Source organism: Pseudoalteromonas carrageenovora IAM 12662 (genome assembly GCF_900239935.1).
Classification (GTDB): Bacteria; Pseudomonadota; Gammaproteobacteria; order Enterobacterales; family Alteromonadaceae; genus Pseudoalteromonas; species Pseudoalteromonas carrageenovora.
Window position 1 is genome coordinate 237,359 of record NZ_LT965929.1, and the last position, 24,723, is coordinate 262,081.

At 40.3% G+C, this 24,723-nt stretch carries 24 protein-coding genes; 12 read left to right on the forward strand and 12 right to left on the reverse strand.

Going from position 1 to position 24,723, the window contains the following annotated elements:
• Nucleotides 1-71: 71 nt before the first annotated feature.
• Nucleotides 72-674, reverse strand: coding sequence for a LysE/ArgO family amino acid transporter (locus tag ALFOR1_RS17380; RefSeq protein WP_104643838.1), 603 nt, complete (start codon nucleotides 672-674; stop codon nucleotides 72-74).
• A gap of 105 nt (nucleotides 675-779) precedes the next feature.
• On the opposite strand from ALFOR1_RS17380, the gene ALFOR1_RS17385 reads away from it, so the two are divergent.
• On the forward strand, nucleotides 780-1,679 hold the full coding sequence (locus ALFOR1_RS17385; protein ID WP_104643839.1) for a LysR family transcriptional regulator ArgP: 900 nt from the start codon (nucleotides 780-782) through the stop codon (nucleotides 1,677-1,679).
• A gap of 15 nt (nucleotides 1,680-1,694) precedes the next feature.
• On the opposite strand, the gene ALFOR1_RS17390 is transcribed toward ALFOR1_RS17385, so the two are convergent.
• On the reverse strand, nucleotides 1,695-3,008 hold the full coding sequence (locus ALFOR1_RS17390; RefSeq protein WP_104643840.1) for a M20/M25/M40 family metallo-hydrolase: 1,314 nt from the start codon (nucleotides 3,006-3,008) through the stop codon (nucleotides 1,695-1,697).
• Between the two features lie 382 nt (nucleotides 3,009-3,390).
• Between ALFOR1_RS17390 and ALFOR1_RS17395 the strand changes: the two genes are divergently transcribed.
• A complete protein-coding gene (locus ALFOR1_RS17395) occupies nucleotides 3,391-4,584 on the forward strand; it encodes a protein kinase family protein (protein WP_197709270.1) in 1,194 nt (397 codons plus the stop codon).
• Between the two features lie 482 nt (nucleotides 4,585-5,066).
• Nucleotides 5,067-5,405 carry a hypothetical protein gene (locus ALFOR1_RS17400; protein ID WP_104643842.1) on the forward strand — a complete coding sequence of 113 codons (339 nt, stop codon included), beginning with the start codon at nucleotides 5,067-5,069 and terminating at the stop codon, nucleotides 5,403-5,405.
• A 211-nt stretch (nucleotides 5,406-5,616) separates the two neighbouring features.
• Here the strand turns inward: ALFOR1_RS17400 and ALFOR1_RS17405 are convergent, their stop codons facing one another.
• Together ALFOR1_RS17405 and ALFOR1_RS17410 are read right to left on the reverse strand one after the other, a co-directional pair.
• Entirely contained in the window at nucleotides 5,617-6,297 is a 681-nt protein-coding gene (locus ALFOR1_RS17405; protein WP_104643843.1) for an SDR family oxidoreductase, read from the reverse strand.
• A gap of 231 nt (nucleotides 6,298-6,528) precedes the next feature.
• Complete coding sequence (locus tag ALFOR1_RS17410; protein WP_104643844.1) at nucleotides 6,529-7,209, reverse strand: SDR family oxidoreductase; 681 nt, start codon at nucleotides 7,207-7,209, stop codon at nucleotides 6,529-6,531.
• A gap of 282 nt (nucleotides 7,210-7,491) precedes the next feature.
• Between ALFOR1_RS17410 and ALFOR1_RS17415 the strand changes: the two genes are divergently transcribed.
• Nucleotides 7,492-8,349 carry a mechanosensitive ion channel family protein gene (locus ALFOR1_RS17415; protein ID WP_004587017.1) on the forward strand — a complete coding sequence of 286 codons (858 nt, stop codon included), beginning with the start codon at nucleotides 7,492-7,494 and terminating at the stop codon, nucleotides 8,347-8,349.
• Nucleotides 8,350-8,584: 235 nt separating this feature from the next.
• On the opposite strand, the gene astB is transcribed toward ALFOR1_RS17415, so the two are convergent.
• From astB to ALFOR1_RS17430, 3 genes are all read right to left on the reverse strand, one after another.
• Nucleotides 8,585-9,931, reverse strand: coding sequence for an N-succinylarginine dihydrolase (astB, locus tag ALFOR1_RS17420; RefSeq protein WP_058547869.1), 1,347 nt, complete (start codon nucleotides 9,929-9,931; stop codon nucleotides 8,585-8,587).
• 412 nt (nucleotides 9,932-10,343) lie between these two features.
• Nucleotides 10,344-11,447, reverse strand: coding sequence for an L-dopachrome tautomerase-related protein (locus tag ALFOR1_RS17425; RefSeq protein ID WP_104643845.1), 1,104 nt, complete (start codon nucleotides 11,445-11,447; stop codon nucleotides 10,344-10,346).
• 2 nt (nucleotides 11,448-11,449) lie between these two features.
• Nucleotides 11,450-12,460: a zinc-binding alcohol dehydrogenase family protein gene (locus ALFOR1_RS17430; RefSeq protein ID WP_104643846.1), complete on the reverse strand. Its 1,011-nt coding sequence runs from the start codon at nucleotides 12,458-12,460 to the stop codon at nucleotides 11,450-11,452.
• Between the two features lie 110 nt (nucleotides 12,461-12,570).
• Here ALFOR1_RS17430 and ALFOR1_RS17435 point away from each other — a divergent pair, with 110 nt between their 5' ends.
• Entirely contained in the window at nucleotides 12,571-13,470 is a 900-nt protein-coding gene (locus ALFOR1_RS17435) for a LysR family transcriptional regulator (protein WP_227006969.1), read from the forward strand.
• On the opposite strand, the gene ALFOR1_RS17440 is transcribed toward ALFOR1_RS17435, so the two are convergent.
• Nucleotides 13,459-13,917: a MarR family winged helix-turn-helix transcriptional regulator gene (locus tag ALFOR1_RS17440; RefSeq protein WP_104644170.1), complete on the reverse strand. Its 459-nt coding sequence runs from the start codon at nucleotides 13,915-13,917 to the stop codon at nucleotides 13,459-13,461. The genes ALFOR1_RS17435 and ALFOR1_RS17440 overlap by 12 nt on opposite strands.
• 135 nt (nucleotides 13,918-14,052) lie before the next feature.
• Between ALFOR1_RS17440 and ALFOR1_RS17445 the strand changes: the two genes are divergently transcribed.
• The 5 genes from ALFOR1_RS17445 to ALFOR1_RS17465 all read left to right on the forward strand — a co-directional run bounded on the left by ALFOR1_RS17445 (nucleotide 14,053) and on the right by ALFOR1_RS17465 (nucleotide 19,543).
• Entirely contained in the window at nucleotides 14,053-14,481 is a 429-nt protein-coding gene (locus ALFOR1_RS17445) for an organic hydroperoxide resistance protein (RefSeq protein WP_104643848.1), read from the forward strand.
• Between the two features lie 186 nt (nucleotides 14,482-14,667).
• A complete protein-coding gene (locus ALFOR1_RS17450) occupies nucleotides 14,668-15,021 on the forward strand; it encodes a metalloregulator ArsR/SmtB family transcription factor (protein WP_104643849.1) in 354 nt (117 codons plus the stop codon).
• 38 nt (nucleotides 15,022-15,059) lie between these two features.
• Nucleotides 15,060-16,070: an ArsJ-associated glyceraldehyde-3-phosphate dehydrogenase gene (locus ALFOR1_RS17455; protein WP_104643850.1), complete on the forward strand. Its 1,011-nt coding sequence runs from the start codon at nucleotides 15,060-15,062 to the stop codon at nucleotides 16,068-16,070.
• Between the two features lie 31 nt (nucleotides 16,071-16,101).
• Nucleotides 16,102-17,325 (forward strand): organoarsenical effux MFS transporter ArsJ, encoded by a 1,224-nt coding sequence (gene arsJ / locus ALFOR1_RS17460; RefSeq protein ID WP_104643851.1) that lies wholly within the window; start codon nucleotides 16,102-16,104, stop codon nucleotides 17,323-17,325.
• A 97-nt stretch (nucleotides 17,326-17,422) separates the two neighbouring features.
• The gene (locus tag ALFOR1_RS17465; RefSeq protein WP_104643852.1) at nucleotides 17,423-19,543 is read left to right on the forward strand and encodes a methyl-accepting chemotaxis protein; all 2,121 of its coding nucleotides are present in this window, start codon (nucleotides 17,423-17,425) and stop codon (nucleotides 19,541-19,543) included.
• Between the two features lie 88 nt (nucleotides 19,544-19,631).
• On the opposite strand, the gene ALFOR1_RS17470 is transcribed toward ALFOR1_RS17465, so the two are convergent.
• Nucleotides 19,632-20,219, reverse strand: a complete 588-nt coding sequence (locus ALFOR1_RS17470) for a TetR/AcrR family transcriptional regulator (protein ID WP_104643853.1) — start codon at nucleotides 20,217-20,219, stop codon at nucleotides 19,632-19,634.
• Between the two features lie 112 nt (nucleotides 20,220-20,331).
• Here ALFOR1_RS17470 and ALFOR1_RS17475 point away from each other — a divergent pair, with 112 nt between their 5' ends.
• Nucleotides 20,332-20,874, forward strand: coding sequence for a carboxymuconolactone decarboxylase family protein (locus tag ALFOR1_RS17475; RefSeq protein WP_058547859.1), 543 nt, complete (start codon nucleotides 20,332-20,334; stop codon nucleotides 20,872-20,874).
• Nucleotides 20,875-20,934: 60 nt separating this feature from the next.
• Here ALFOR1_RS17475 and ALFOR1_RS17480 read toward each other — a convergent pair whose 3' ends face one another.
• Nucleotides 20,935-21,465, reverse strand: coding sequence for a hypothetical protein (locus tag ALFOR1_RS17480; RefSeq protein ID WP_104643854.1), 531 nt, complete (start codon nucleotides 21,463-21,465; stop codon nucleotides 20,935-20,937).
• 53 nt (nucleotides 21,466-21,518) lie between these two features.
• On the opposite strand from ALFOR1_RS17480, the gene ALFOR1_RS17485 reads away from it, so the two are divergent.
• Nucleotides 21,519-21,896: a DUF1294 domain-containing protein gene (locus ALFOR1_RS17485; RefSeq protein WP_104643855.1), complete on the forward strand. Its 378-nt coding sequence runs from the start codon at nucleotides 21,519-21,521 to the stop codon at nucleotides 21,894-21,896.
• Between the two features lie 54 nt (nucleotides 21,897-21,950).
• On the opposite strand, the gene ALFOR1_RS17490 is transcribed toward ALFOR1_RS17485, so the two are convergent.
• On the reverse strand, nucleotides 21,951-22,307 hold the full coding sequence (locus ALFOR1_RS17490; RefSeq protein WP_058547856.1) for a PEGA domain-containing protein: 357 nt from the start codon (nucleotides 22,305-22,307) through the stop codon (nucleotides 21,951-21,953).
• Between the two features lie 180 nt (nucleotides 22,308-22,487).
• A complete protein-coding gene (locus ALFOR1_RS17495; protein ID WP_104643856.1) occupies nucleotides 22,488-24,461 on the reverse strand; it encodes a serine/threonine protein kinase in 1,974 nt (657 codons plus the stop codon).
• Nucleotides 24,462-24,723: the final 262 nt, after the last annotated feature.

Genomic DNA, 24,723 nt, shown 5'->3' on the forward strand with positions numbered 1-24,723 from the left:
TAGATTAAAACGGCGAACAAGTAAAAAATTAAACAGCGGTAGTAACACATATTACTACCGCTTTTTTTAACTTATTGGCTAGGCACGTTATACAACTGAAGCGCTACAAAACATAAAATAGCGGCTACACAGCTATCAAATATGCGCCATCTAAAAGGGGAGCTTAAAACCTTTTTTAATTTTGGCGCAAACAACACTAAGCTGCTAAACCAAATAACAGAGGCAACACAAGCGCCAATAGCAAAGTACATAGGCTCTGGTTGTAGTGCGCCAATACTGCCAAGCAGTAATACGGTATCTAAATAAACATGTGGATTTAGTAAACTTATTGCAAAGGTCGCAAAGGCGGTTTGCCACCAGCTCACTTTTATTACCTGAGTTACTTTTAACCCCGATGTGCCTTTAATTGCACTGCGTGCAGAGCCAAATGCTAAGTAAAGCAACATAGCTATACCGCCCCACGTTAACCACGGTAATAACTCCGGCAGCCATAGCTTTAACTCATTAGCTGCAAATACCCCTACAATAATTAATGTGGCATCACAAATTATACAAACCGCGGCTAAAACAAAACGGTTAGCGCCCGCCATACATTGGCTTAAAATCCAAATATTTTGCGCTCCAATGGCAATAATTAAACTCAGCCCCAGCATCACACCCGACAAAAACGACATACTTTAAATCCAAATAAATAAAACCTGCTATTCAATGCCTTGCAGGGTAGGGAGTATTCTGTTACAAATCCAATGAATATATTTATTGTTATATGCGTAAAACTCATGATTGATTATCAGTTACTCAATGCGCTTAGCGCCGTTATAAGCGAAGGCGGATTTGAAAAGGCATCTAAAAAGTTATTTATTACGCAATCGGCGGTGAGCCGACGTATTCATCAGCTAGAAGCTAAACTAGGTGAACCCGTATTAATAAGAACCCAGCCACCATCGCCAACAGTATTAGGCAAGCGCTTACTTAATCATTTACAGCAAGTATTACAGCTAGAAGTAGCCCTTAATGTGGGGGCACTTAACGAGCATACAGATTTAAATACACCACTTAGCGTAAGGCTTGCTGCTAATGCGGATTCGCTTGCAACCTGGCTGCCCGAAGCACTAGCCGTGCTCGATAGTGAGCTTACGTGCAAGCTCAGGTTTGAAGTAATTAGTGAAGATCAATCAGTGGCCCATAAAAGAATGAGAGACGGCGAAGTAATGGTGTGTATTAGCTCATCACCCGAGCCTGTAAATGGCGGACTTGTTAGCCCACTTGGCGCTATACGCTATAAAGCCATTGCGAGTCCTGAATTTATAAAGCAGCATAAAATCAACGACCTTTCGCAGTTAGCGCACTTACCGTGTTTAGTGTATAGCGACCTTGATAAGTTACAGCATCAGTTTTTAAACGACATTAACGGCTCAACACCACTGTTTACCCATATATACCCTTCGTCAGAGGGATTTAAACAAGCCATGATCGCAGGCTTAGGTTACGGGTTATTACCTACATTACAGCTAGGAGATTCGTTAACAAAAGGAGAGTTAGTCGATTTATTCCCAGAATATTATATTGATACGCCTTTGTACTGGCACTATTGGCAAACCGAAAGCCCGCAGCTTAAAACGTTGCGTAAATTTGCATTGCAAGTAGCAGGCAAACGGTTAGAGCGTATTAACCCATAAAAGCTAAGCCTGCGTTTATAACTGCCCTAATCTATATATAAGCAGCGCTGTTTTAGCGGTGTTTTTATTTAGGCTGGTTAAATCGGCGGTTTCGTTTTTAGTGTGCGCGCCACTGCCCATTAGGCCAAGGCCATCAAGCGCCATATCAACATGGTTTGCAGCAAACGAAATATCAGCAGCGCCGGCATTACGAGGGTTTGCAGCCACCACTTTGTTATAGCCTAAGTCTTGGCTTGCTTGGCTATACAGTGCAAGCAGCTTTTTATTACCCTCGGTGAGCCCCATTGGTGGGTAGCCGTCTTCAAAAATAAGCCCAGCGTGGCTGCCATTTAAGCTTTTAGCCACTATTTGCTGCATCACTTTTTTAGCGCCTTCTACCTGCTTTGGCGAAAGCGCTCGTAAATCACCCGCTACATGCACGGTTTGCGCAATTACGTTACTTTTACCAAACGCCGTTGCTGACGAGTTAGCACTGTCGTAATCGGCATTTGTACCGCCTACAATAAGCCCAGGGTTAAAGGTTAAATTAGGTTGTGTAGCTAGTTGCTCTCTAAAGTCATTTAAAATACGTGACGCCTCGTAAATAGCGCCATCGCCCACACTATCACTAAATATTTGCGATGAATGTGCAGCATTGGCCGTTATATTTAACGTCCAACCGGTATAACCACGGCGCGCTGCCATCGCGGTTTTAATATTGTTATCGCCATTTTCATAGCCAAGCGCTACATCTGCCCATATTGCGCCATCAACAATAGCTTGCTTAGATAAGCTAAGTGGGCGACCGCTGCTTTCTTCATCGCCCGTAAGCAATACTTTTATGCTTACGTTTTCAAGTAAATTAAGGGCTTGTAAGCTTTTAAGGGCGGTAATTATTATAGTGTTACCGCCTTTCATATCGGCTACACCTGGGCCGCTCGCGGTGTGTTCATCAATTTGTTTGTAGGTAATAAAGTTATCGTGTTTAGCAAAAACCGTATCAAGATGGCCGATCATCAGTATTTTTATTGCCTCGGGGTTTTTACTCTCAAAGGTTGCGAGTACATGCCCTGCACGGTTAAACGCGCTGCCATCTAACCACTCAACCTTAAAACCAATCGCTTTTAGTTGTTCGCTTGCAATAGCGCCTACTTTTTTTACGCCTTCAATATTAAGCGAACCACTATTAATGTTTACCGCTTGTTTTATCTCTTCAAGCGCTTGCGGCATATTTTGCTCAACCTGTTTTACTATTTCACGCTCGTTTTTATTAAGCGCCGCGTGGCTTGTAAGCGGTAGGGTACTCGCAAGGGTAAATATAAGTGCTTGGCTAAATTTTAAAAGTGACATAACAGCCTAATAAGTGAGAAATAAGATTATTTAATATGAAGTAAAAATACAGAGTATTCAATAGAAGTAGATGGTGATTTTTAACTAATTTTATAAGCAACAATGAGTTACAAGGTTAAGGGTTAATGTGTGTATGCGTTATTGATTTAAACACAGGTATTTAAAATATGATTTGTTAATTAGTAATCAACTAGTACAACTACACAGCTATATGTCTGATATTACTGATCTCCAACATTTTTGGGTTTTGCTACATTTAGGAAAGGTAAGGCGAAGCTAACTATTTGTTTACAGGTATTTATTTTATGGTTAGGATGAAACTGGTATAAAATAGGGACATCTGCCAGTTTGTAAAACGACAAATGTTATAGACTAAGTTGTTATGGTTCAATTAGAGACAGGTTTTATAATATTAATGAATGCAGATAATGCCATAGAGAGTCACTACAGAAAGCTCATTGATATTTTGAATAATGAATTCGAAGATCTTTACGAATCAATAAATAATGACAAGTTAAGGATTTTATTCTCTACTCTTCACTCTAGCGTCACTAGTCTTTTTGACTCGATGAATAATAGGCTTCCAACAGATGAAGACACGGCTCACTTCTGGGCAGACCAGAGTAGGGAACTCATTAGATCTATAGAGACGATTGAAGCTTTAGAGAGATCTTTGAAGAACTCCGAATATGCATTCTATATTGAGGAGTACCATCGAGATAGACTTACTTTTTGTAAGAGCTTTCTGAGTAAGAGTGGTGGGAGTGCAATCCCTCCTTATACTGAAAAGGTAGAGATTTATTACACGATCCCAATATTTTTTCCCCAAAGCTCAGTGAAAATTGAGAACAAAAATAAGACCGCTGATCTAAAGGCTCTAGGTAGTGGGTCTTATGCAAATGTCTATAAGTATTTTGACAGTTTCTATAATAAAAACTTTGCTTTAAAGCGGGCAAAGAAAGATCTAAATGCAAAGGAAATTGAAAGGTTTAAGCGAGAGTACGAACAAATGAGTATGCTAAGCTCACCATATGTTCTAGAAGTTTATGGATACAATGAGAAAAACAATGAGTACATTATGGAATTTATGGACAACTCATTGGATAAGTATATGTTAAAAAACAATTCCAAGTTATCGTTTCAAGATCGCGTTAAGTTAGGGCTGCAAATACTCAGAGCTTTCTCGTACATACATTCTAGAAATATTTTGCATAGGGATATTAGCCCTAAAAATATTCTACTCAAAGAATATGATGATGTGGCTGTAGTGAAAATAGCGGATTTTGGTCTGGTGAAAATCGTTGATAGCGAACTAACTTCTGAAAATACGGATTTTAAAGGCTACTATAATGATCCAAGCCTAGTTACAGAAGGATTTGATAGTTATAGCATCTTGCATGAAACATACGCGTTGACTCGTATTTTATATTACGTCTTAACCGGAAAGAGTAAGACTGAAAAGTCACCAGAGAATGTGCGTGCTTTCATTGATATAGGCCTTAGTAGTGATAAGTCTATTAGATTTAAAGATGTTGATGAGTTACGCATAGCCTTTCAAGCTATCGCATCAATGTAATTTTGCCGTGAACCATAATAAAGCCCAGCAGCTCGTAGCCTTCGGCTACCGGACTCGCTTCGCTCGCCGCTGTGGGCGGCGTTAGCTATCTAGGAGGTAACATTTAGCAAAGTACATTTAAGCCAATAGGGGTATTAGGTGGAGGTTCAATTCCTCTAGCGATTGTTGGCTCTGTAGCCCTTTTATTAATTTTACTTCGTTACTTAACCATTCGTTTAGTTCCTTTGGCAAACGATAACAGTAAAAAGGAGGTGTCTATGGTAAAAACAATAACTGCTCGTACTCGTATTTTTTTAAGCTCTGCGTTTGAAACTTTATGGGCTTACGGAGTCAGCAGCGTGGCAGGTTTGCACCTTTTGGCCTAAGTGTATTTCGATAGCTAACAAGGTATTCAATCATCGCCACTTCGTGGCAGGGCAGCCTAAAGAGTGCTAGCACACGTCTACTGGTTATGGCGGCGTTGATAGTTTAGGGAGTAGTGTATGGAATGGTTTTTATTAATTTGCTTTATTGTTAGCGTAACATCTTTGTATTTTAGTTATGGGTCTAAGCATTATAATCCCGAAAAAGTGTTGGTAGCCATGGGAGAGCAAGTGTTCATTTCTCACTTACCCGTTGCTAGATTAAATAAAAAGTACGGGAAAACTATTCCTAAGTCTTCGGTTACTAAAATCCAGCTAGCTGGTAATTATGTCAGTTTTTTCAATGCGAGTGATAATGCTGTTGATATTTGGGCACCAAGCGATCTTCTAGCGAAGCCTATTTTTGAGTATGCAAGAGAGATTTTTAAAGATGCAGACGTTGTTGTTATAAACTGCTAAAAATCATATTAATTTTGAGCTAGTTCATATTAAGCTGCTCACAAGGATATTGCGGCCGACTCGAATTTTAGATTGTATGTCTATGCGCCCATTTAGATAATAAACTAGACGGCCATCTCAAATTTTTAATCTATCCAGCCGGTATTTAGAGTTAACAACCATCAGGTTTAACACTATTGGCATTAAACCTGACAGCCCAAACCAATCAACGTTAATTAGTCGGCATTAAATAAATCTCGCGCACGTTGTTGCGCTGGTTTGCTTCAATGGCAAATAGTACGGCGTCGGCCACATCTTGTGGGTCGAGTTTATCGGGCTTTGCTTCATCAAAAAATGGGGTGTTTACCATGCCAGGAGCTATGGTGGTACAGCGGCCATTCCACTCGCTCATTTCCTCAGCTAAGTTTTGACCAAACCCGTAAGCAAACCATTTAGTGGCACCGTAAATAGAGCCTTTAATTGGCTTACGGCCAGCAGCTGAGCTGGTTAATATAAAGTGACCTTTGTTTTGGCGTAAATGGGGCAGGGTTGCTTTTGCCGTCCACAGCAGGGCCTTAATGTTTATGTCTATCATGGTTGACCATTCATCAGGGTCGCCTTTTTCGGTGCCTGCGGTTGAAACGCCCATACCTGCATTGGCAAATGCGGCATCTAGTCGGCCAAATTTTTTAAGCCCTTTTGTTACTACGTTTTCAAGCTCGGTAAAGTCGGTGGCATCTGCGGGTACACTCAGTGCGTTATCTTCACCTAATGATTGTACTAATTTAGTTAATTTGTCTTCGCTTCTGGCTGTTAGTATTACTTTGTGGCCGTTATTAACCAGTGTTTTGGCGGTTGCTTCACCTATGCCACTTGAAGCACCTGTAATGAGGACTATTTTTTCTTTCGCCATGATTATTTCTCCTATGTTTACATATTCAAAATGATAAGAACGGTTTAACTAATACGTGCTATTAACTGTACCAGTTCTGGGTTAACAGGGCTTGAATGGAGGAGCCTGTTTATCTTTTGAGGTTGAGTTTTCAGCTGTGTGCTTGGTATTTAAGCAATAGGCATAAACACAGCGCGATTAACTCTTCCTTGGATAGAGCCAATTTTAATCCTGAGAGGTCAGCAGGCCCCATTAATTGGTTGGCCTTAGGTGAATTTCTCTGATGTTATTGCGCTGGTTTGCTTCAAGTGCAAAGAGTACGGCGTCGGCAACATCTTGTGGGTATAATTTGTCGGGCCTTGCTTCATCGGTAAATGGGGTATTTACAGCTCCTGGGGTTATGGTGGTACAGCGCCCGCCCCATTCACTCATTTCTGCTGCTAGGTTTTGACCAAAGCCATAGGTAAACCATTTACTTGCACCATATATTGAGCCTTTAACAGCTCTGCGGCCAGTGGCTGAGCTAGTTATAATAAAATGGCCTTTGGTTTTACGTAAATGAGGGAGGGTAAGTTTAGCGCTCCACAGCAGGGCGTTTATGTTTATATCAAGCATAGTTGCCCATTCGTCGGGGTCGCCTTTTTCTATTCCTAATGTGTTTAGCCCTTTACCTGCGTTTGCAAATGTAGCGTCTAAGCGGCCAAATTTGTTAAGCCCTTTTGTTACTACGTTTTCAAGCTCGTTAAAGTTGGTTGCATCTGCCGGTACGCTGAGTGCGCTATCCTCGCCTAATTCTTTAACTAATTTTGTTAGTCTGTCTTCGCTTCTGGCGGTAAGTATGACTTTGTGGCCATGGTTAACCAGCGTTTTGGCGGTTGCTTTGCCAATACCGCTAGAGGCACCTGTAATGAGGATTACTTTTTTGTTCGCCATGGTTATTTCTCCTATGTGAGCCTATTCAAAATGAGAAAAGTATTTACAGTAACTTTTGTACTAACATTAACAGTGTGTGGTTAACCTAAATTGAATAGTAACGTTAGAGGAACATAGCTTTTATTTAATGTTTTAATTTAATACAAAAACAATAGGTATAACTAATTTATAGCTATATACTCGCGCGGTTTTTTAGCCATTAAGGCTAAATTGTGGGTTTAGCGCATTTAGCTTTGCTCATTTTTAAATTGTGCTGAGTGTCAGCCGTTTTTTGGAATATGTATGAAAGATAAACTTATTGTGTTTTGGCAAAGCCATTCAGAAACTATCATCACTTTAGGTTACAAAGTGGTATTAGCGTTGGCTATTTTAGTTGCGAGTGCGCTTATTGCGCGTTCAGTAAAAAAAGCGATTAAAAATTCTAAGTCGCCATTAAAAAAAGTAGACGAAACGCTACTGCCGCTTTTATCGAGCATTGCGGGGTATTTAGTTTACATAATTGCTGGGCTGTTTATTTTAGATATTTTTGGCGTTAATACGGCAAGTTTAATAGCGCTAATGGGCGCGGCGGGTTTAGCGATTGGTTTGGCGCTTAAAAACACCTTAAGTAATATTGCTGCTGGCATTATGCTACTCATACTTAGGCCATTTAAAATAGGCGATTTTGTAGATGCTAGCGGCACGCTTGGCACAGTGAACGAAATAAACTTATTTACGACCATTTTTAAAACCACCGACGGCCTTTATATCGCATCGCCTAACGGTAAAGTGTGGGGCGGCAACATTAAAAACTTTACCCGCAACGGTAAAAGGCGCATGGATATAGTAGTGGGAATTTCGTACGCCGACTCTATTGATGTTGGCTTAAATGTACTTAAAGAAGTTGCCGAATCAGAAAGCCGATTACTCGCAGAGCCAGCACCTAAAGTAATGGTTACCTCAATAGGCGAAAGCGCAGTAAATATTCAATTACGTGCATGGGCTGTAAATGGCGATTACTGGCAAACCGTGTGGGATTTAAATAAACGCGTTAAAGAGGCTATAGAAGGCGCGGGGCTGAGTATTCCGTTTCCGCAGCGAACGCTCCATATATCTGAGTCGATGGCATCGGCAGTAACGGTTAATACCAATCCGCAATAATACTTAATCATTTTGCGGGGCTAAACGTGTCGCTACCTGCGTTAAAAAATTCTCATTTAGAACAACTAAATAACGAATTTTTTGCCTAGTTATCAACACGTTTTCCAGCCTCAAAATAGATCACTTAATTAAGCGAATTGGTATAATAAAAACGTTTAAACACTATTGCATAAGCACAAATAAAAATAGCGAGCCTTGGCTCGCTATTTTTGTATTAGCTTTTTGCTGACGAGTATTAGCCTTCTAATTGAAAGTCGTACACTGAGCCTAAGTTAAGCAGCTGGGTTAGTTCATCCAGTGCTTGGTAGCTTTCGGTAAGTAGGGCTGAATCGGCAAAGTCGCTTGCACCTAGCTTATCGCGGTAGTTACGCTTTGCCCAGTCACAAAGCTGAGTGTATTTAGTATCGGTTAAAATAACCTCTGGGTTTACCGCAGCAAGTTCTTGCTCGTTAAGAGCTACACGTAAACGTAGGCAGGCAGGGCCGCCGCCATTTTGCATACTTTGGCGCAGGTCAAAAAACTGCACTTGGTTTACTGGGTTATCCGCTAAAATCATTTCTTCAATGTAGGCGTTTACTGCGCTATTACGTTGGCACTCTTGTGGCGCTACTAACAGCATTGAGCCATCGTCTAGGCTTACTAATTGGCTATTAAATAAGTAACTACTTACTGCATCGCTAATACTTACTTTATCGGTAGGTACTTCAATTATGTATAGCTGTTTGCTACCGGTGTAGGCATCGCGAATTTCTTGCAGGGCATCTTGTTGGTTTAAAAATGCTTGCTGGTGGCAAAGTAATACGTTTGCGTTACCTACTGCAATTACATCGTTATGAAACACGCCTTGATCTATAACATCTGGGTTTTGCTGCAGTAAAATTTGGCTCGATTCTTTTAAGTTATGTAATCGGCAAATGGCTTCTGAGGCTTCTAGTGTTTGCCTTGCAGGAAACTTAGCCGGTTTTGGTAACTGGCTGTTAAAGGCACTTGCGCCAAATACAAACATTTCTAGCCCTTGCTCGCCGTGGCTGTCGCAAAGTCGGGTATGGTTAGCTGCGCCTTCGTCGCCAAAAAAGCCCTGATCAGGTAAATGAGTGTGGTGTGCAAAGTAGCTATCGTTATTAAACATGGCTTTTAGTAAGCGGGTAGTTGTAGCAGGCTCTAGGGAGCGATGAAACTTATTGTTTAAATTAGCTGAGGTAAAATGCACTTTGCCATCGAGGGTGTCTGGCGATGGAGAAACAGTAGCGGCATTGGCGGTCCACATTGCAGAGGCCGAATAACACGCGCGCAATAAGATAGGGTCTGCTTTAAATGCTTTATGAATAACTTGCGAGTCGTTGCCGGTAAAACCTAAGCGACGTAGTACGTTTAAATCGGGGCGCGCGTGGGGCGCAAACACACCTTGTGTTAGGCCTTTGTCGTGCATGGCTTTCATTTTTTCAAGGCCCTGTAACACAGCTTCTTGAGGGTTTGAAAAACTTGCCGCATTATTTAACGAGGCAACGTTACCATACGATAAACCCGCGTAGTTGTGAGTAGGGCCAACTAAGCCATCAAAATTTACTTCTAAGGCGTGCATACACGTTCCAATCATATTGTTTTTAGTAACTTAACAATACAACGCAATGGCCGCGCTTGCAAAGCCTATAAATACGAAATTTATCGGCTGTAAACTCGCTCTTTGTCGCACGTTGTATGGGTATTACTCGGATCGTTTACCTGCCATACGCTAATGTCTAAACGCCAAATTAGGTAAAGGGTGTGGTATAAGTTAGCCATGGTATTTTCCTTGAAAGTTTCACTGAACACATCTGTACTGTGGAAGAATTATGCCAACTGTTAATTGAATATTTTATGAATATAAATCAGTAATTTATTAAAACACTAAAAATAACTTTTGAGCGTTTAGCACCACTTTGGGGCTCAAGGGCTTAAAAGTTGCACCAAAAAGCCACGCAGCAGGTGTGTGGCTTATGTTTTATACGTGGTAATTAGCGGCCTACTTTACCCTTTACTAGTGGGTCGAACGACAGCACACTAAATTTCCCTTGGCTGGCATTTTTACCGTTATTTAGTACTGGCGAGCGGTGTAGCTCATCTACGGTAAAATATATTTTATGATCGGCGCCATAACTAAAGCCATCTGGCCAGCTTAAGCGCTCGTCTTTAAATAATACCTGGTATTTACCACTTGGCTTTACTACGCCAATTGCGCCATTAGTTATGTCGGTAACATACACATTGCCGCCGCCATCAACAATAATGCCATCTGAAATGGGTTTAGTGCCGTAACGCGTTACTTTACTCTCAAGGGTGCTTGCGCTCAGGCTTTTATTGTTAATATCGCTGGTGGCAATACGGTAAACCGACGTGCCAGACATAGAGCCAAAGTAAAGCCACTGTTCGCTTGGGTCGAGTGTGATTGGGTTTACCCCTAAACGTGCTGGTTGGCCGCCTAGTTTCATGGTGCGCCCTTCAATGACCATATCGATGTTTTCGGCTGTGGTGTATTGGTTATTTTGTAATACTCTGCGCGCCTCACCAGTTTTTAAATTTACGGTAATAATAGCGGCTTGGCTGCCTTGTGCGGTGTCGGCAATATATACAACACCGTGCTTATTATCGATGACTAAATCGTTTAAAAACGAGGTGTCGGTAATGGTGGGTTTAGCTAAGTAAATTATTTTATGCAGCTGCTCTTTATTGGTATCCCATCCGACTAAACGCCCAGCATGATCAGGGCCTGATGTATCAAGCATCCATAATACGCCATCGGCTGATACATTTATGCCAAGTACACCGTAAAAGCCTTTGCCGTTTTTATACGCGTATGCCCATTCTTCATTAGGGTAGGGTTTGGTGGTGCCATCGCTTAATAGCTCCATAATTTTTTGTTTTTGGCCGTAAAAACCATGCACCGATAAAAACTTACGACCCGATGGCGTAATAGCAATATTCCCCGGTGGGTGCTGCGCGTCGAATGTGGCTACTGTTTTTAAATCAGCATTTTGATTAGCGGTATTAGCAAACACACTGCTGGTTAAAAACGCGGTGCTGCAGGCTGCAACTAAAAGTATTTTTTTAATCTGATTCATGCTTAAAAGCCTTCTAAAACAAGTTTACCGCGTGATGTGTGCGATTCTAAAATTTGGTGCGCTTTATATAAATTAGCGGCGTTTATTGGGCCTAAATTTTGCCCAAGTGTGGTTTTAAGCGTACCTGAGTCTATAAGCTCACTAATTTCATTAAGTAAGGTGTGCTGCGCTGTTATATCGGCGGTAGTAAATAGCGAGCGGGTAAACATAAACTCCCAATGCACCGATATACACTTACGCTTAAATTTTAAAATATCGAACGATGTAGGGTCGTCTATTAGCGCAAATTTACCTTGGGGTTTAATACACTCCACTATTTGGTCTTGGTATTGGTCGGTATGGGTTAAGCCAATAACGTAATCAAACTCAGCTAAACCCAGCTCTTTGCGCTGCTCGTTTAAGTTTTTAGAATGATCGAGCACGTGATCGGCTCCTAATTCTTTAAGCCAGGCTACGCTTTGCTCGCGCGATGCAGTACCTACCACGTTTAGCCCAGTAAGTTGCTTGGCAAGCTGTACTAAAATAGAGCCAACGCCACCTGCGGCGCCAATAACTAACATAGATTGCTGAGTATTTTGCTTATTTTTTGGCACTTGCAGGCGATCAAACAGCATTTCGTAGGCGGTAATGCTGGTTAGCGGCAGCGCTGCGGCTTGTGCGTCGGTTAATGTTTTAGGCGCACGCCCTACAATACGCTCGTCAACTAATTGAAATTGCGCATTACTGCCTTGGCGCGATAAATCGCCAGCGTAAAATACACGATCCCCCACGTTAAATAACGAAACCGACTCGCCAACGGCTTTTACTATGCCTACGCCGTCCCAACCTAGTACTTTGTAGCCTTGAGCTGGTGCTACATTTGCACGTATTTTTGTATCAACAGGGTTTACCGAAATAGCATTTACTTCAATAAGTAGGTCGTGCCCGCTGGCGGTCGGAGTATCAAGCTCAATAGCCTGTATTGATTTTGCTGTAAGCGTTTTAGAGTTTTTGGTGTAGCCAAATGCTTTCATGTGGGTTCCTGATGATTTTAAGTATTTTTTAATATGTAAGCACTATAGCTCAGTTGAAAAATAGAAAAAGACATGAAAAACTAAAGCACTTTCAAATTTTAATTGAAAATATGCGATCATTTAACGATATTCAAACCTTTATAGATGTAGCCAGTTGCGCCAGTATTTCTGAAGCCGCACGGCAAAACGCGCAAACCCCAGCGGCGGTAAGTGCAGCTATTAAACGCCTAGAAAAAGATTTAGGAAACGTGCTGTTTATTCGCTCTACCCGCAGCTTACGATTAAGTGTAGCAGGGGAGCAGTTTTTAAGTTACGCCAAAGACTCACTTTCGCTTATTCAACAAGGGGTAGCTGCAGTACAAACCGCAGTAGGCGAAGTAACGGGAACGCTACAGGTATCGGCTCCGTGCGACTTAGGGCGCAATAAACTAAGTGAATGGCTTAATGAGTTTTTAGCACACTACCCGCATGTAAAACTTAAACTGCACTTAAGTGACGAAGTAAGCGACATTTACAGCCAATCAATTGATATTGCGCTGCGCTTTGGTGTACCAAAAGATTCGCAGTTAATTGCAGCGCCGCTTTTTTTAAATAATGCGCGTATTTTAGTGGCCTCTCCTGACTATATTGCTAAAAATGGATTGCTTACACATCCCCTTAATTTAACACAGCACACCACTATTACGTTTATGCGCTTTGGTGAGGTGTTTAAAGAGTGGCGATTTTATAAAAATGGCGCGGTGCAAAAAGTGCTGCTAAGTTGCCAACACATAGTTAACGATGGCGAAATGGTTAGACGGTGGGCGCTAGAGGGGAAAGGCATTGCGTATAAGTCATACTTGGATGTAATTGATGATTTAGCAAGCGGGGAGCTTGTTCATTTATGCCCAGAGTGGCAAAGCGATCCGCTACCGCTTTATATGATGTACGCCGACCGGCGCCAAATGACCCCGGTGATCAGCGCATTTAGGGCGTTTATTCAACAAAAAATAACCGCGTTAGTTGGCTAACTCATCATCGTTTTTAGTTGTTAAATCGCTTATTACTAAATCAAGCAGCTGCATTAGCTGTTTGGCTTGTGTGGGGTCTACACTTTCAAACTTACATAATATATTTTTTGGAATATCAGCAGCTTCGTTTTTAAGGGCTTGCCCACTTTTGGTAAGCTGAATTAGGCGCTTACGCTTATCGTGCTCATCTTTAATAACAGCCAGCAGAGACTTTTCGGTCATTTTTTTGAGTATTTGGGTCATAGCGCCACCATCAATAGCGGTTTTATCTATTAGCTGCGCTATGGTTATTTTGTCTTGCTCCCACAGCGCCATCATTACTACATACTGCGGATACGTTAAATTAAGTGCAGCTAAAGGCTCACGGTAAGCACGTGCAATGCTATTTGATGCCATATATAACCTATGACAAAGCTGATTTTTTAATTTTAATTGCTCAAACGACATGCCCAACTCCCAACGCGTTAATACTTTAAACTCAAAAAACATTTTAATTTGCATGCAAAATATTTGCAATCTCTAATTACTTGACCTATTATTTTGCATGCAAACTAAATTAATTGATAAACTTTGGAGTTCACTATGAATGTATTACAAAACGTTGCCTACACAGCAAAAGCAACTGCAACCGGTGGCCGTGAAGGTGTAGCTAAATCAGACGATGGCCGTTTAAATGTAAACTTATCAACCCCAAAAGGGCTAGGTGGCGACGACGGACAAGGCACAAACCCAGAGCAATTATTTGCAGCTGGTTATGCAGCGTGCTTTATTGGTGCACTAAAATTTGTAGCAGGTAGCGAAAAAATTGCGCTACCAAGTGATACACACATTAACTCTGAAGTCTCTATTGGCGCGATTGAAGGCGGTTTTGGCATTGCAGTTAAATTAGCTGTATCACTCGGTGATATGGATAAAGCGGCGGCGCAAGAGCTGTTAAATAAAGCACACCAAGTATGCCCATACTCAAACGCTACACGCGGTAACATTGAAGTAGAGCTTTCGGTTATTTAATTAACTTATTACTTAGCATTGTAATAGCCCAGTGGTTTGCCACTGGGCTTTTTTGTGCGCTGCAATTTACTGGAGGTCACATTAATTGAAGCGGGCTTTAAATAAATATACGGAAAATCGTATATTCACTATTCCATATATCCTAATTTTGTTTTATTGTATGCACATTAACTAAACGAGGATGCTATGGAACAACTCAACCCACTTCAATTTTACAAATGCTTAGCCGACGATACGCGCTTAAAAGCCATGTTATTAATTAGCCATGAGCAAGAACTATGTGTGTGTGAGCTTGTTGCTGCGCTGGAACTGAGCCAACCTAAAGTGTCGCGCCATTTAGCGCAACTTAGGCAATGTGGCCTATTGAGCGACCGTAAGCAAAATCAATGGGTGTACTACAGCATTAATAAAGCCCTGCCAGAGTGGGCTCTTAGTGTAATAACACAAACCAAAGATGAAAATTCTGCGTTTTATAACGACGATTTAAATCGACTCAATGCTATGGGTAATCGCCCAGAGCGTGCAGCAAGCTGCTGTTAATTAAGCAAATTGATATAACTTTACTAAAGGTATTTATTATGACAATTAAAGTAGGTATTAACGGCTTTGGCCGTATGGGACGTTTAACACTGCGCGCAGCTTTAGAGTGGCCAGAAGTAGAATTTATTAAAGTAAACGATGTAGCGGGCGACGCTAAAACACATGCCCATTTATTAGAGTTTGACTCAGTGCACGGGCGTTTAGCCCAAAATGTTACAGCAAACGAAAATAGCTTTAGTGTGGGTAAACACACTATTGCCGTTACCAATAACAAAACCATTAGCGACACCGATTGGTCTGATTGCGATGTAGTAATAGAAGCCAGCGGTAAAATGAAAACCACTGAGCTGTTAAATCAATATTTAGCACAAGGTGTTAAGCGCGTTGTGGTAACCGCACCAGTAAAAGAAGACGGCATTTTAAATGTGGTTATGGGTGTTAACGATGATTTATATAACCCAGATGAGCACAAAATTGTGACTGCGGCTTCGTGTACGACTAACTGTTTAGCGCCTATTGTAAAAGTACTGCAAGAAAAAGTAGGCATTAAGCACGGCTCAATGACCACTATTCACGATATTACCAATACCCAAACTATTATTGATGCGCCACATAAAGACTTACGCCGTGCTCGTTCGTGCGGTACTAGTTTAATACCCACCACAACAGGTAGTGCAACAGCTATTACGCATATATTCCCTGAGTTAAAAGGTAAGTTAAATGGCCATGCCGTGCGCGTACCTTTAACTAACGCATCTATTACCGACTGTGTATTTGAGCTTGAGCGTGGAGTTACTGCAACAGAGGTGAATGAATGGTTTGCTCAGGCGTCTAAAAACGAGCTTGCAGGTGTATTAGGTTACGAAGAAAAACCGCTGGTATCGATTGATTACAAAACCGATCCACGCAGTAGCATTATTGATGCGCTTTCTACCATGGTTATTAATAACACCCAGCTTAAATTATACGCTTGGTACGATAACGAATGGGGCTACGCTAATCGTACTGCCGAGCTTATGCTTAAAGTTGCTAAAAGTGACGTGGTTTAACCATTAATTAAAGGTTTTAAGGGCGTTAACCATGTTTGAGCAACTCGCTAATTTACCTACAGCTATAAAACAATATTTAATAATTACCGGTAATTACTGGGCATTTACCTTAACCGATGGCGCACTTCGTATGCTGATAGTGCTGCATTTTCATCAGTTAGGGTATGGTGCACTGGCCATTGCCATGCTGTTTTTGTTTTACGAAATTTTTGGTGTGATCACCAATTTAGTGGGCGGTTGGCTAGGGGCTCATTTAGGCCTTAATAAAACCATGAACTTTGGCTTGGCGCTGCAAATAATGGCGCTTGCCATGTTATGTGCGCCAAGTGAATGGCTTACAGTGGCATATGTTATGGCGGCGCAAGCGCTTAGCGGCATAGCAAAAGATTTAAATAAAATGAGCGCCAAAAGCGCCATTAAACACTTAGTGCCCGAGGGAGAAAGCGGCCAAGGCCAGCTTTACAAATGGGTGGCTATTTTAACGGGCTCTAAAAACGCGTTAAAAGGGGTCGGTTTCTTTTTAGGCGGGTTACTACTTACGGTACTGGGCTTTGTCGGGGCTTTAAAAGCACTTATTATACTACTTACTATTGCGTGGATGATTAGCGTTGTATTTTTAAAAGGCGACATGGGTAAAGCTAAAAATAAGCCCAAGTTTAAAGAGCTATTTTCTAAATCCCGTGCAATAAATTTATTAAGCGCAGCACGGTTATGTTTGTTTGCAGCGCGTGATGTATGGTTTGTAGTGGCTTTACCTATTTATTTAGCCCAGCAGTTTAACTGGAACTTTTGGTGGGTGAGTGGCTTTATGGCACTTTGGGTGATTGGCTACGGTGGTGTGCAATCGCAAGCGCCGCGTATTACAGGCACCAGCAATTCAAACGTTGATACTGTTAAACACGCCTATTTATGGGTATTGCTGCTAAGTGGTGTAACTGCACTTTTAGCACTACTTATGCAATTTGACGTTGCTGTGCATGCCACCTTGATTATAGGTTTACTTATATTTGGCGGTGTATTTGCAGTTAATTCATCTGTGCATAGTTATTTAATTGTCAGCTTTGCTAAAAGCGATGGTGTATCGCTTGATGTTGGCTTTTATTATATGGCCAATGCAATGGGGCGTTTACTGGGTACGGTGCTTTCGGGGTGGGTGTTTCAGGTTTATGGTTTTGTAGCATGTTTATGGGTGAGCGTAATTTTGCTTATTTTGGCCTCTATAGCCACTGCCTTTTTAACCAAAAATAAAAGCTAAACGTTTGTATTAGATTTAATTTTCTTAGCGATATTCATAGCTTCATTTCTCAGATCTACTAAACTGTAGCCGTAGTTTAAATTAAAGGGTGAAATGAATGCGGGAATTATCGCTAGCAAAAAAATTACTGTGGCTTACAGTCTCAAGTATATTATTAACAGTAATAGTATTGTCGGTTACGTTGTGGTGGCAATTATCATCAAGTAACAAAGACTTAGCTGTTAAATCAGAAGGGTACATTGTTGCCGAGGTTGAGCATAAACTTAATTCAAATGCAGCCGCTTATGGTGAAAAAATAGCAGGCTTTATTAACGAAGCCTATCGCGTACCTTATTCATTAGCCGCTTTGTTAGGCGATGCTGCACAAAGTCAAAATTTAGATCGCGATACGGTTGTGAGCATTAACCGTTCGATGTTAGAGCAAAATACGTTGCTTTCTTCTATATATTCGCAATTTGAGCCAAATGCTTTTGATGGGCAAGATTCGAGCTTTAAGCAAGGGTATAAACACTCAGTTACTGGCGATGGCACCTTAGAGGTGTATATTACTCGCGATCAAAACGGCGTCATTGAGCAGCAAAAAGTAGCCAACGCAGCCGATAAATATATAACCTCATTAAACGAGTTTGGTATTCGCGAAGCGCATTGGTACTTATGTGCAAAAGACACGTTAAAGCCGTGTATTATGGAACCTTACTTATACGAAATCCCATCGGGCGATTCAGTAATGTTGACCTCGTTAACTGTGCCGATATTAAAATCGGGCCAGTTTATAGGTTTAGCTGGTGCTGATTTAACCCTACCTACCTTTCAAGTAATGACCGAGCAATTGTCTAGCGAGTTATATAACGGGCAAGCAAAAGTAACGCTTTTGAGCGACATCGGTTTAGTGGTGGGCAGTAGCCATTATAAATCTAAATTAGGGCGCCCATTTAAAGAGGCTGTTAGTTCCGCTACTTTTAAAGAAGCCGAAAGATTCAAAGGTCAAAAAGGCATTTTTAAAATGTCGTCAGAGTATTTAGTTAATTACCCTATAAATATTAAACTTGCGAATACTCAGTGGTCTTTACTTATTGAAGTACCTACTAATTTAGCGCTTGAAGGACCTAATGCTCTTGCTAAAGGAATGGATGATACAGCAAGCTACTTAGGTGTGATGATCTTAATTACAGGTGCTGTAATAGCGCTAATCGCATTTATAATTATGAAAATTGTGGTGGGCAGCGTGGTTGCTCCTCTTGAGCAAATTCAACAGCGTGTAGATAACCTAGCCAGCTCTGAGGGCGACTTGACACACACACTCCACGTTGATACTCATGCTGAACTTATTGCTCTTGCTGGTGGGTTTAATGCCTTTTTAACTAAATTACGAGGCTTAATTGCAGAGCTAAAAGATGTTTCATCGCAAACTAAGCATCAAGGCGAAATAGCGCAGCATATTGCTATTGATACCAAGCACAACGTGCAATCACAATTTCAAGAAATTGAAAGCGTGGTAACCGCCATGAATGAAATGAGCGCTACTGCACTTGAAGTTGCAAGAGCCTCTGAGCAATCAGCTCAACAAGCGGATGAAATAAATGGTTTAGTGGTAAGTAGTGAGTCGAGCTTGTCATCGGCTATGAGCCAAGTTAAAACCATGTCTGAAGAAATAAAAGAAGCTAACCAAGCTGTTGAAAAAGTGGCGTCGCGTAGTAAAGACATTACACAAATTTTAGATGTAATCAGAACGATTTCAGAGCAAACAAACTTACTTGCACTGAATGCAGCCATTGAAGCAGCACGTGCTGGCGAGCATGGCCGAGGTTTTGCGGTTGTTGCCGATGAAGTACGAGCACTTGCTTCTAAAACCCGTTCATCTACCGATGATATTAGCCAACTTATTGATAGCTTATTGTTAGAAGTAGGTAATGCATCTACCGTAATTGAAAAAGGCGTAGTACGCGCTGAAAGCGCAGTAGACGAAACCTCAGTTGCCTTTGATGCTCTGCATAGCGTGGTAGTAAAAGTAGACGAAATTACTAATCAAATTACGCACATTGCCACCGCAGCTGAAGAGCAAAGCTTAGTAACCGAAGAGATAAACCGTAACCTAACGCTTATCTCTGATGCGGCATCGCAGCTTGCTGATTTATCTACCCAAGCGGGCGATAGCAGCGAAGCGCTTAATGCATTGGTAGCGCAACAAGATAGCGAGCTTAATAAGCTTAAAACGTAAAAAAGTAAGATATAAAAAAGCGGCTAATTCAGTATGAATTAGCCGCTTTTTTTGTTGAGACTTTTTTAGCTGTGAGTAATGCGAAAAGTTATAGCTTTTTGATCAAGGCAAACATTTGATTGATCATCGGATGCGCTAATTGCTCAACCCCTGGGCGGTTAAAGTAGCCACGTAGCCCAGTAAATTGCACCTGAAAAAACTGCGCATATTCAAGTGCCGTAAGATTACTACTAAGCTCATTATTTTTAATAGCTTGAGCAAACAAGGTTGTTAGGTAAGCTTCAAACTTTGCCGATAAGTCTAAACTCAGTTCATATAAAGAGGCATCTTTTTCTGCAAATTCACTGTTTGCTTTTACCAACATACAAATAGCACTTGGGCTACAGTCTTTGGTTTTAATTATTACGTTTTCTACAAACGCACGCAAACCACCTATAACAGTGTCAGAGCTTGCTAAAAACCCGTCAATTTGGCTTTTCATTTGTACGGTGTAGTCTTTTAAAGACTCACTATATAAGCCTTCTTTAGAGCCAAACGCCGCATAAATACTGCCTGGGCGCATATTAATTGCCTCTTGTAAATCGCGGGTTGAGGTTGCTGTAAACCCCTTTTCCCAAAACAATTGGCTTGCAACGCGAATTACATTCTCGCGTTCAAATTTAACTTTGTTAGCCATTTTAATCTCAACTATTTTGAACGTATGCTCAATTTTAACTTGAACAGTCGCTCAAAATCAAATAGTATGTGTCTCGAAGTTACTCAAACACATTAATTTATTGGAGCAGAACATGGCAGAATTTACGTTATATACTCAAGACAACGCACCTGAAGAATCAAAATCGCTTATGGCTGATTCAGTAGCAGCATTTGGCATGGTGCCTAACCTTCACGCAGTAATGGCAGAAGCGCCTACGCTACTTAAAGGCTACCAAGTACTGCACGACTTATTTCAAAAAACATCGTTTAATGCAGAAGAGCTAACAGTAGTATGGCAAACAATTAACGTTGAGCACGAGTGTCATTACTGTGTACCAGCGCACAGCGCAATTGCCGCTTCAATGAAAGTTGACCAAGGTATTGTTGATGCACTAGTAAACAAAACACCACTAGCAGATGCAAAACTTGAAACACTACGTGAAACAACGCTTGCAATGACACGCGATCGCGGCGTAATTAGCGATGAGCAAATTGAGAAGTTTTTTGCAGCAGGTTACGCTAAGCAACAACTACTAGAAATTATTGTTGGTTTATCGCAAAAAGTAATGAGCAATTACACAAATCACCTTGCTGATACACCAGTTGACGAACCATTTAAAAAGTTCGCTAAATAATAGCCGTTTTATAAATAACAAAGGCAGCCTAGGCTGCCTTTTTGTGTTTTAAATGCAAAGTTATTTAAATTTGACGGTTTTTGTACTACGAGTATAAATACGCTGCTCGGGCTTAGTCCATTCACCCTTTTTTAAATATGAGGTTGAGACTATAAATGTATCGTCTTTTAACTCGCTCATCGACTTAACCTTAGTAATACCATCTTGACTGCCTGTCACGTCTTCATAGGCTACAAATTGAGTAGGGCTGAGCACTTTCATGGTGCCTTTTGTGTAAAACCCTGCGGTAGTGAAATAGTAAAACACTAATGACTCTTTTTTACTGTCGTAAAAAATCATCGATTCACCACCATATTCGCCTTCATTAATAGAGTGCTTGGTATGTATAGCTTTACCATTTAATGCCCGCTCCCATCGGCCTACATCTTGAACTGGTTTGGCACCTTCAGGCACTTTAAAGTCGGCCTGCCAAGTGCCTAAATAAGGCTTAAATACGGCAAGTTCTTTATCAAGGTTGGTTGGGGTATCGGATGCATAGCTGCTAATTGTGTATAAGCATAATACTAAGAATAGCGCTTTAAAATATGTCATAATTTGGCTCTTATTATTTTGGTTTAACAGCTTTTAGTATAGGCGAACATTAATTGATAAAGAAAACATTAATCACGTTCTCACTGCTTTATTTAGCAATAATTTGGCTTGCGTATCTATCTCAGTACTTGCCTATTTACATACCTATTTATGTACCAGGTTATATAAGCTCACTGAGCCTAATCACTTTTATAATGTACGCATGGGATAAGCGACAAGCTAAACAATCAACGCATAAAAAAGTTAACCGCACGAGCGAGCGAACACTCCAGTTATTATCATTATTTGGCGGCTGGCCCGGTGCGCTCATTGCACAGCAATGGCTTAGGCATAAATCGCAAAAACGTCGTTTTATAGGTGTGTTGTGGTTGTGTATTATTTTAAATATAAGTGGGGCAGGTGGTGTATTGTATTTTTTGATAGGTAGCTAAAATTATGCCTTTAAAACGAGGTTTAAAGGCATAATTCAAAATTCTATTTAGTGTTTAGTTAGCCGCTTCAGTTGCTGCTACTTCATCTAAATTTACAGTTAAAATAGTCTTTTTATCTACAGCAACCCACTTGCGGTAAGTTAGGTAGCCAGGTTTGCTTACTTCAACGTCGTATTCACCTTCTTTCAGCTCAATAGCGTCTTCGTATACAGGCTTTATGTTCATTATGCGTACGCGTGCATCACTAGGGTTAGTGATTACAGTTAATGAAATAGGTGCTACAGCTTCAACAATTTCTTCTTGTACTTGAACTGCTTCTTCTTTTGCCGTTTGCTGCGTTTCGTCTACTGACGATGTAGTAGAACAACCACTTAGTATTAATAGTGCTGCTAGTGCGCTTATCTTTTTCATAGGTACTCCATAAACTCATTTAAATAGTAATAATTACGAAAAATCTTGGAGGAGTTTATGCAAAATGATCGCTCAACTCGTCGTCCTTGACCTTCGTTTGTTAAAACAAAACGTTTGTTAGTTTAATATATATCGTTATTTTTAGTTATTTGGTGATACTCACCAAATAAAAACAGTTGTTTAAAGCATTACATTATCAAGAGACTGAGTAATAGCTTCGCTTCTTTCAACTAGTTGTTCTGCTGTGCGGTACATCTTTCTTTTCATTAATGTATTTGCCATAGTGATGTAGCGTCTAGATAATTCTTGTTTTAAAGAAACCAATAAAGAAAAGTCCTTAGGTAACGCTGCAGACTCAGTATTGATTAACTCTTCAAAGTCTAATAAATCTTTATACTCTTCAATTGTCTCTAGTTTTTGTGTGTATCTGTCAAATCTTGGGCCGTAAAATACAACGGCATCTTCAGTTGGAAAATCAGCTTGTTCACCTAGGTTAATTTTCTTTTGGTAGAGCGTTAAAGCATCTATCGCCGACTCTCTTTTAAGAAGGTTTGCGAAACCAAGTTCATTTTTTTGATTATTAGTGAAAATAGCTTTACCAACATTAAGTAAAGATTTTTGCGTGATCACATCATCTTCTTCAATAGCTTTATCTAAGGCAAGTTTGTAATTATCAAAATGTATTTCAGACGGACGATAAACGTAGGTACTATCTACTACGCTTAAATCATTGATTAATTGTGGAATACTATTATTGTCAAGTTCACTATAGCGAGATTGCTCAAGTAACAAATCAATACGAGAAGTAATATCCGAAATTATTGATTGGCGTTCTCTTAAAATACTTTCGAGTTGTACAGATAGCTTTTCTGAATCAGGGTAATACTCTAATGCTTTACTATAAACATTAATAGTTTCATCAAAATCTTTAAACTTATTAGCGCTTGTATTGATTTGGTTAGCTCTGTAATCAAAACTCTGCAAGATATTAGCTTGATTTGATCTTAATAAACCTTGTTTTAATACCTCGTATTGCGGGGGGATTTCTGCAAGTTTATTTAAAATCTCCGGTCCATTCCAAGACATCCATGTTTCTACTTGTTGGTTTATTGCTTTTGCATTGTCTAACTTAGCTTCAAGCTGCTTCATATTGTTTGTATTTGTTAGGTAGTACTGGCCTGCTAAAAGAGCTAACACGACAGTACTGGCAACAAGCGCTATTGCTGGTTTAAAGTTACTTTGAAGCTTAGCTAAAACGGGCTTTAACGAATCAGTTCTTTTTGCTGCATCTAAAGAAACTGCTTTATTAAGCGTGCCCCACAGCCATAAAGGGCAGTTACTAGGGCGTTTTGCCGATGTATCTTTAGGGAGTGTATCTGCTGCAACACGATTATATGGATGTTTGCTACTTAATAATTCTAGTGCAATACACGCATAAGAAAAAACGTCATCTTTGACAGATGCTGCAGCACCTTTAAGTTGTTCAGGGCTTGCATAGGTTGGTGTATAGCCCCCTACAGTACCTATGCTTGATTCGCTTTTAACTGCATAGGCATCTTCAATGGTTTTATGTTTTGCAATACCAAAGTCGAGTACCTTAAGGCTACCATTAGAATCGAAAATTATATTTGATGGTTTTAAATCGTTATGAATAACGCCACGAGAGTGAGCATAAATTAATGCATCAGCAAGTTGGCTAAGAATTACATTCGCTTTTTTGAAAGCCATTCCAGAGGGTTTATTACGCTTGATTATTTGCTCAAGCGTTTCGCCTTCTACTAATTCCATGGTTACATAATGTAAATCGTTATCAGATCCTGCAGAATATACTTTTACAATATTAGGGTGAGAGAGCTGTTGTGTTTTAGTTGTTTCATCTTTAAGAAGTGAAATAGCTTCTTCAGAGTGAGAAAACTCTTCTAACAATACTTTAATCGCTACAAAAACTTCAGGGCGACTCGCACTTTCTAAAAATAAATCTCTGGCTCGATAAATGTAACACATACCACCTTGGCCAATAAGTTCTTCAACTAAGTAGCGGTCTGATATTTTTTTACCTACAAGGTTTAATTTATTTATTGCTTTTGGCGTGCGAAGATTTGAGTCAAGCGAAGCTATCTGCGTTTTATCATTAGAACTGTTGACACCGCTCATTATAAATCCTTTTATTGTGTATATTAAAATAATCGCAAAGGTGAGTTTTTTATTTTTATCAATTCTCCCTTTGATAAGCGCTGTATTTTTACAAAAATCAGCCAACTTAGCAATGTTTCTATAGCAGAACTTTCGTACAAAACTTTAAAAAATTTAGAGCTTTTATATTAATTATTGAAATATCGTTTAATTGCTATTTTTTTTTATAAACAGCGTAAGTCTACAGGCATTGTTTTGTAACACTTTAAGGTATTTAAAATGA

Coding starts and splice junctions, on each gene's coding strand:
- ALFOR1_RS17440 (WP_104644170.1), bottom strand. CDS start 13,917: ATGTCGTTTGAGCAATTAAAATTAAAAAATCAGCTTTGTCATAGGTTA.
- astB (WP_058547869.1), bottom strand. CDS start 9,931: ATGCACGCCTTAGAAGTAAATTTTGATGGCTTAGTTGGCCCTACTCAC.
- ALFOR1_RS17480 (WP_104643854.1), bottom strand. CDS start 21,465: ATGACATATTTTAAAGCGCTATTCTTAGTATTATGCTTATACACAATT.
- ALFOR1_RS17470 (WP_104643853.1), bottom strand. CDS start 20,219: ATGGCTAACAAAGTTAAATTTGAACGCGAGAATGTAATTCGCGTTGCA.
- ALFOR1_RS17475 (WP_058547859.1), top strand. CDS start 20,332: ATGGCAGAATTTACGTTATATACTCAAGACAACGCACCTGAAGAATCA.
- ALFOR1_RS17415 (WP_004587017.1), top strand. CDS start 7,492: ATGAAAGATAAACTTATTGTGTTTTGGCAAAGCCATTCAGAAACTATC.
- ALFOR1_RS17410 (WP_104643844.1), bottom strand. CDS start 7,209: ATGGCGAACAAAAAAGTAATCCTCATTACAGGTGCCTCTAGCGGTATT.
- ALFOR1_RS17450 (WP_104643849.1), top strand. CDS start 14,668: ATGGAACAACTCAACCCACTTCAATTTTACAAATGCTTAGCCGACGAT.
- ALFOR1_RS17445 (WP_104643848.1), top strand. CDS start 14,053: ATGAATGTATTACAAAACGTTGCCTACACAGCAAAAGCAACTGCAACC.
- ALFOR1_RS17405 (WP_104643843.1), bottom strand. CDS start 6,297: ATGGCGAAAGAAAAAATAGTCCTCATTACAGGTGCTTCAAGTGGCATA.
- ALFOR1_RS17465 (WP_104643852.1), top strand. CDS start 17,423: ATGCGGGAATTATCGCTAGCAAAAAAATTACTGTGGCTTACAGTCTCA.
- ALFOR1_RS17495 (WP_104643856.1), bottom strand. CDS start 24,461: ATGAGCGGTGTCAACAGTTCTAATGATAAAACGCAGATAGCTTCGCTT.
- ALFOR1_RS17455 (WP_104643850.1), top strand. CDS start 15,060: ATGACAATTAAAGTAGGTATTAACGGCTTTGGCCGTATGGGACGTTTA.
- ALFOR1_RS17425 (WP_104643845.1), bottom strand. CDS start 11,447: ATGAATCAGATTAAAAAAATACTTTTAGTTGCAGCCTGCAGCACCGCG.
- ALFOR1_RS17385 (WP_104643839.1), top strand. CDS start 780: ATGATTGATTATCAGTTACTCAATGCGCTTAGCGCCGTTATAAGCGAA.
- ALFOR1_RS17395 (WP_197709270.1), top strand. CDS start 3,391: ATGGTTCAATTAGAGACAGGTTTTATAATATTAATGAATGCAGATAAT.
- ALFOR1_RS17435 (WP_227006969.1), top strand. CDS start 12,571: ATGCGATCATTTAACGATATTCAAACCTTTATAGATGTAGCCAGTTGC.
- arsJ (WP_104643851.1), top strand. CDS start 16,102: ATGTTTGAGCAACTCGCTAATTTACCTACAGCTATAAAACAATATTTA.
- ALFOR1_RS17490 (WP_058547856.1), bottom strand. CDS start 22,307: ATGAAAAAGATAAGCGCACTAGCAGCACTATTAATACTAAGTGGTTGT.
- ALFOR1_RS17400 (WP_104643842.1), top strand. CDS start 5,067: ATGGAATGGTTTTTATTAATTTGCTTTATTGTTAGCGTAACATCTTTG.
- ALFOR1_RS17390 (WP_104643840.1), bottom strand. CDS start 3,008: ATGTCACTTTTAAAATTTAGCCAAGCACTTATATTTACCCTTGCGAGT.
- ALFOR1_RS17380 (WP_104643838.1), bottom strand. CDS start 674: ATGTCGTTTTTGTCGGGTGTGATGCTGGGGCTGAGTTTAATTATTGCC.
- ALFOR1_RS17430 (WP_104643846.1), bottom strand. CDS start 12,460: ATGAAAGCATTTGGCTACACCAAAAACTCTAAAACGCTTACAGCAAAA.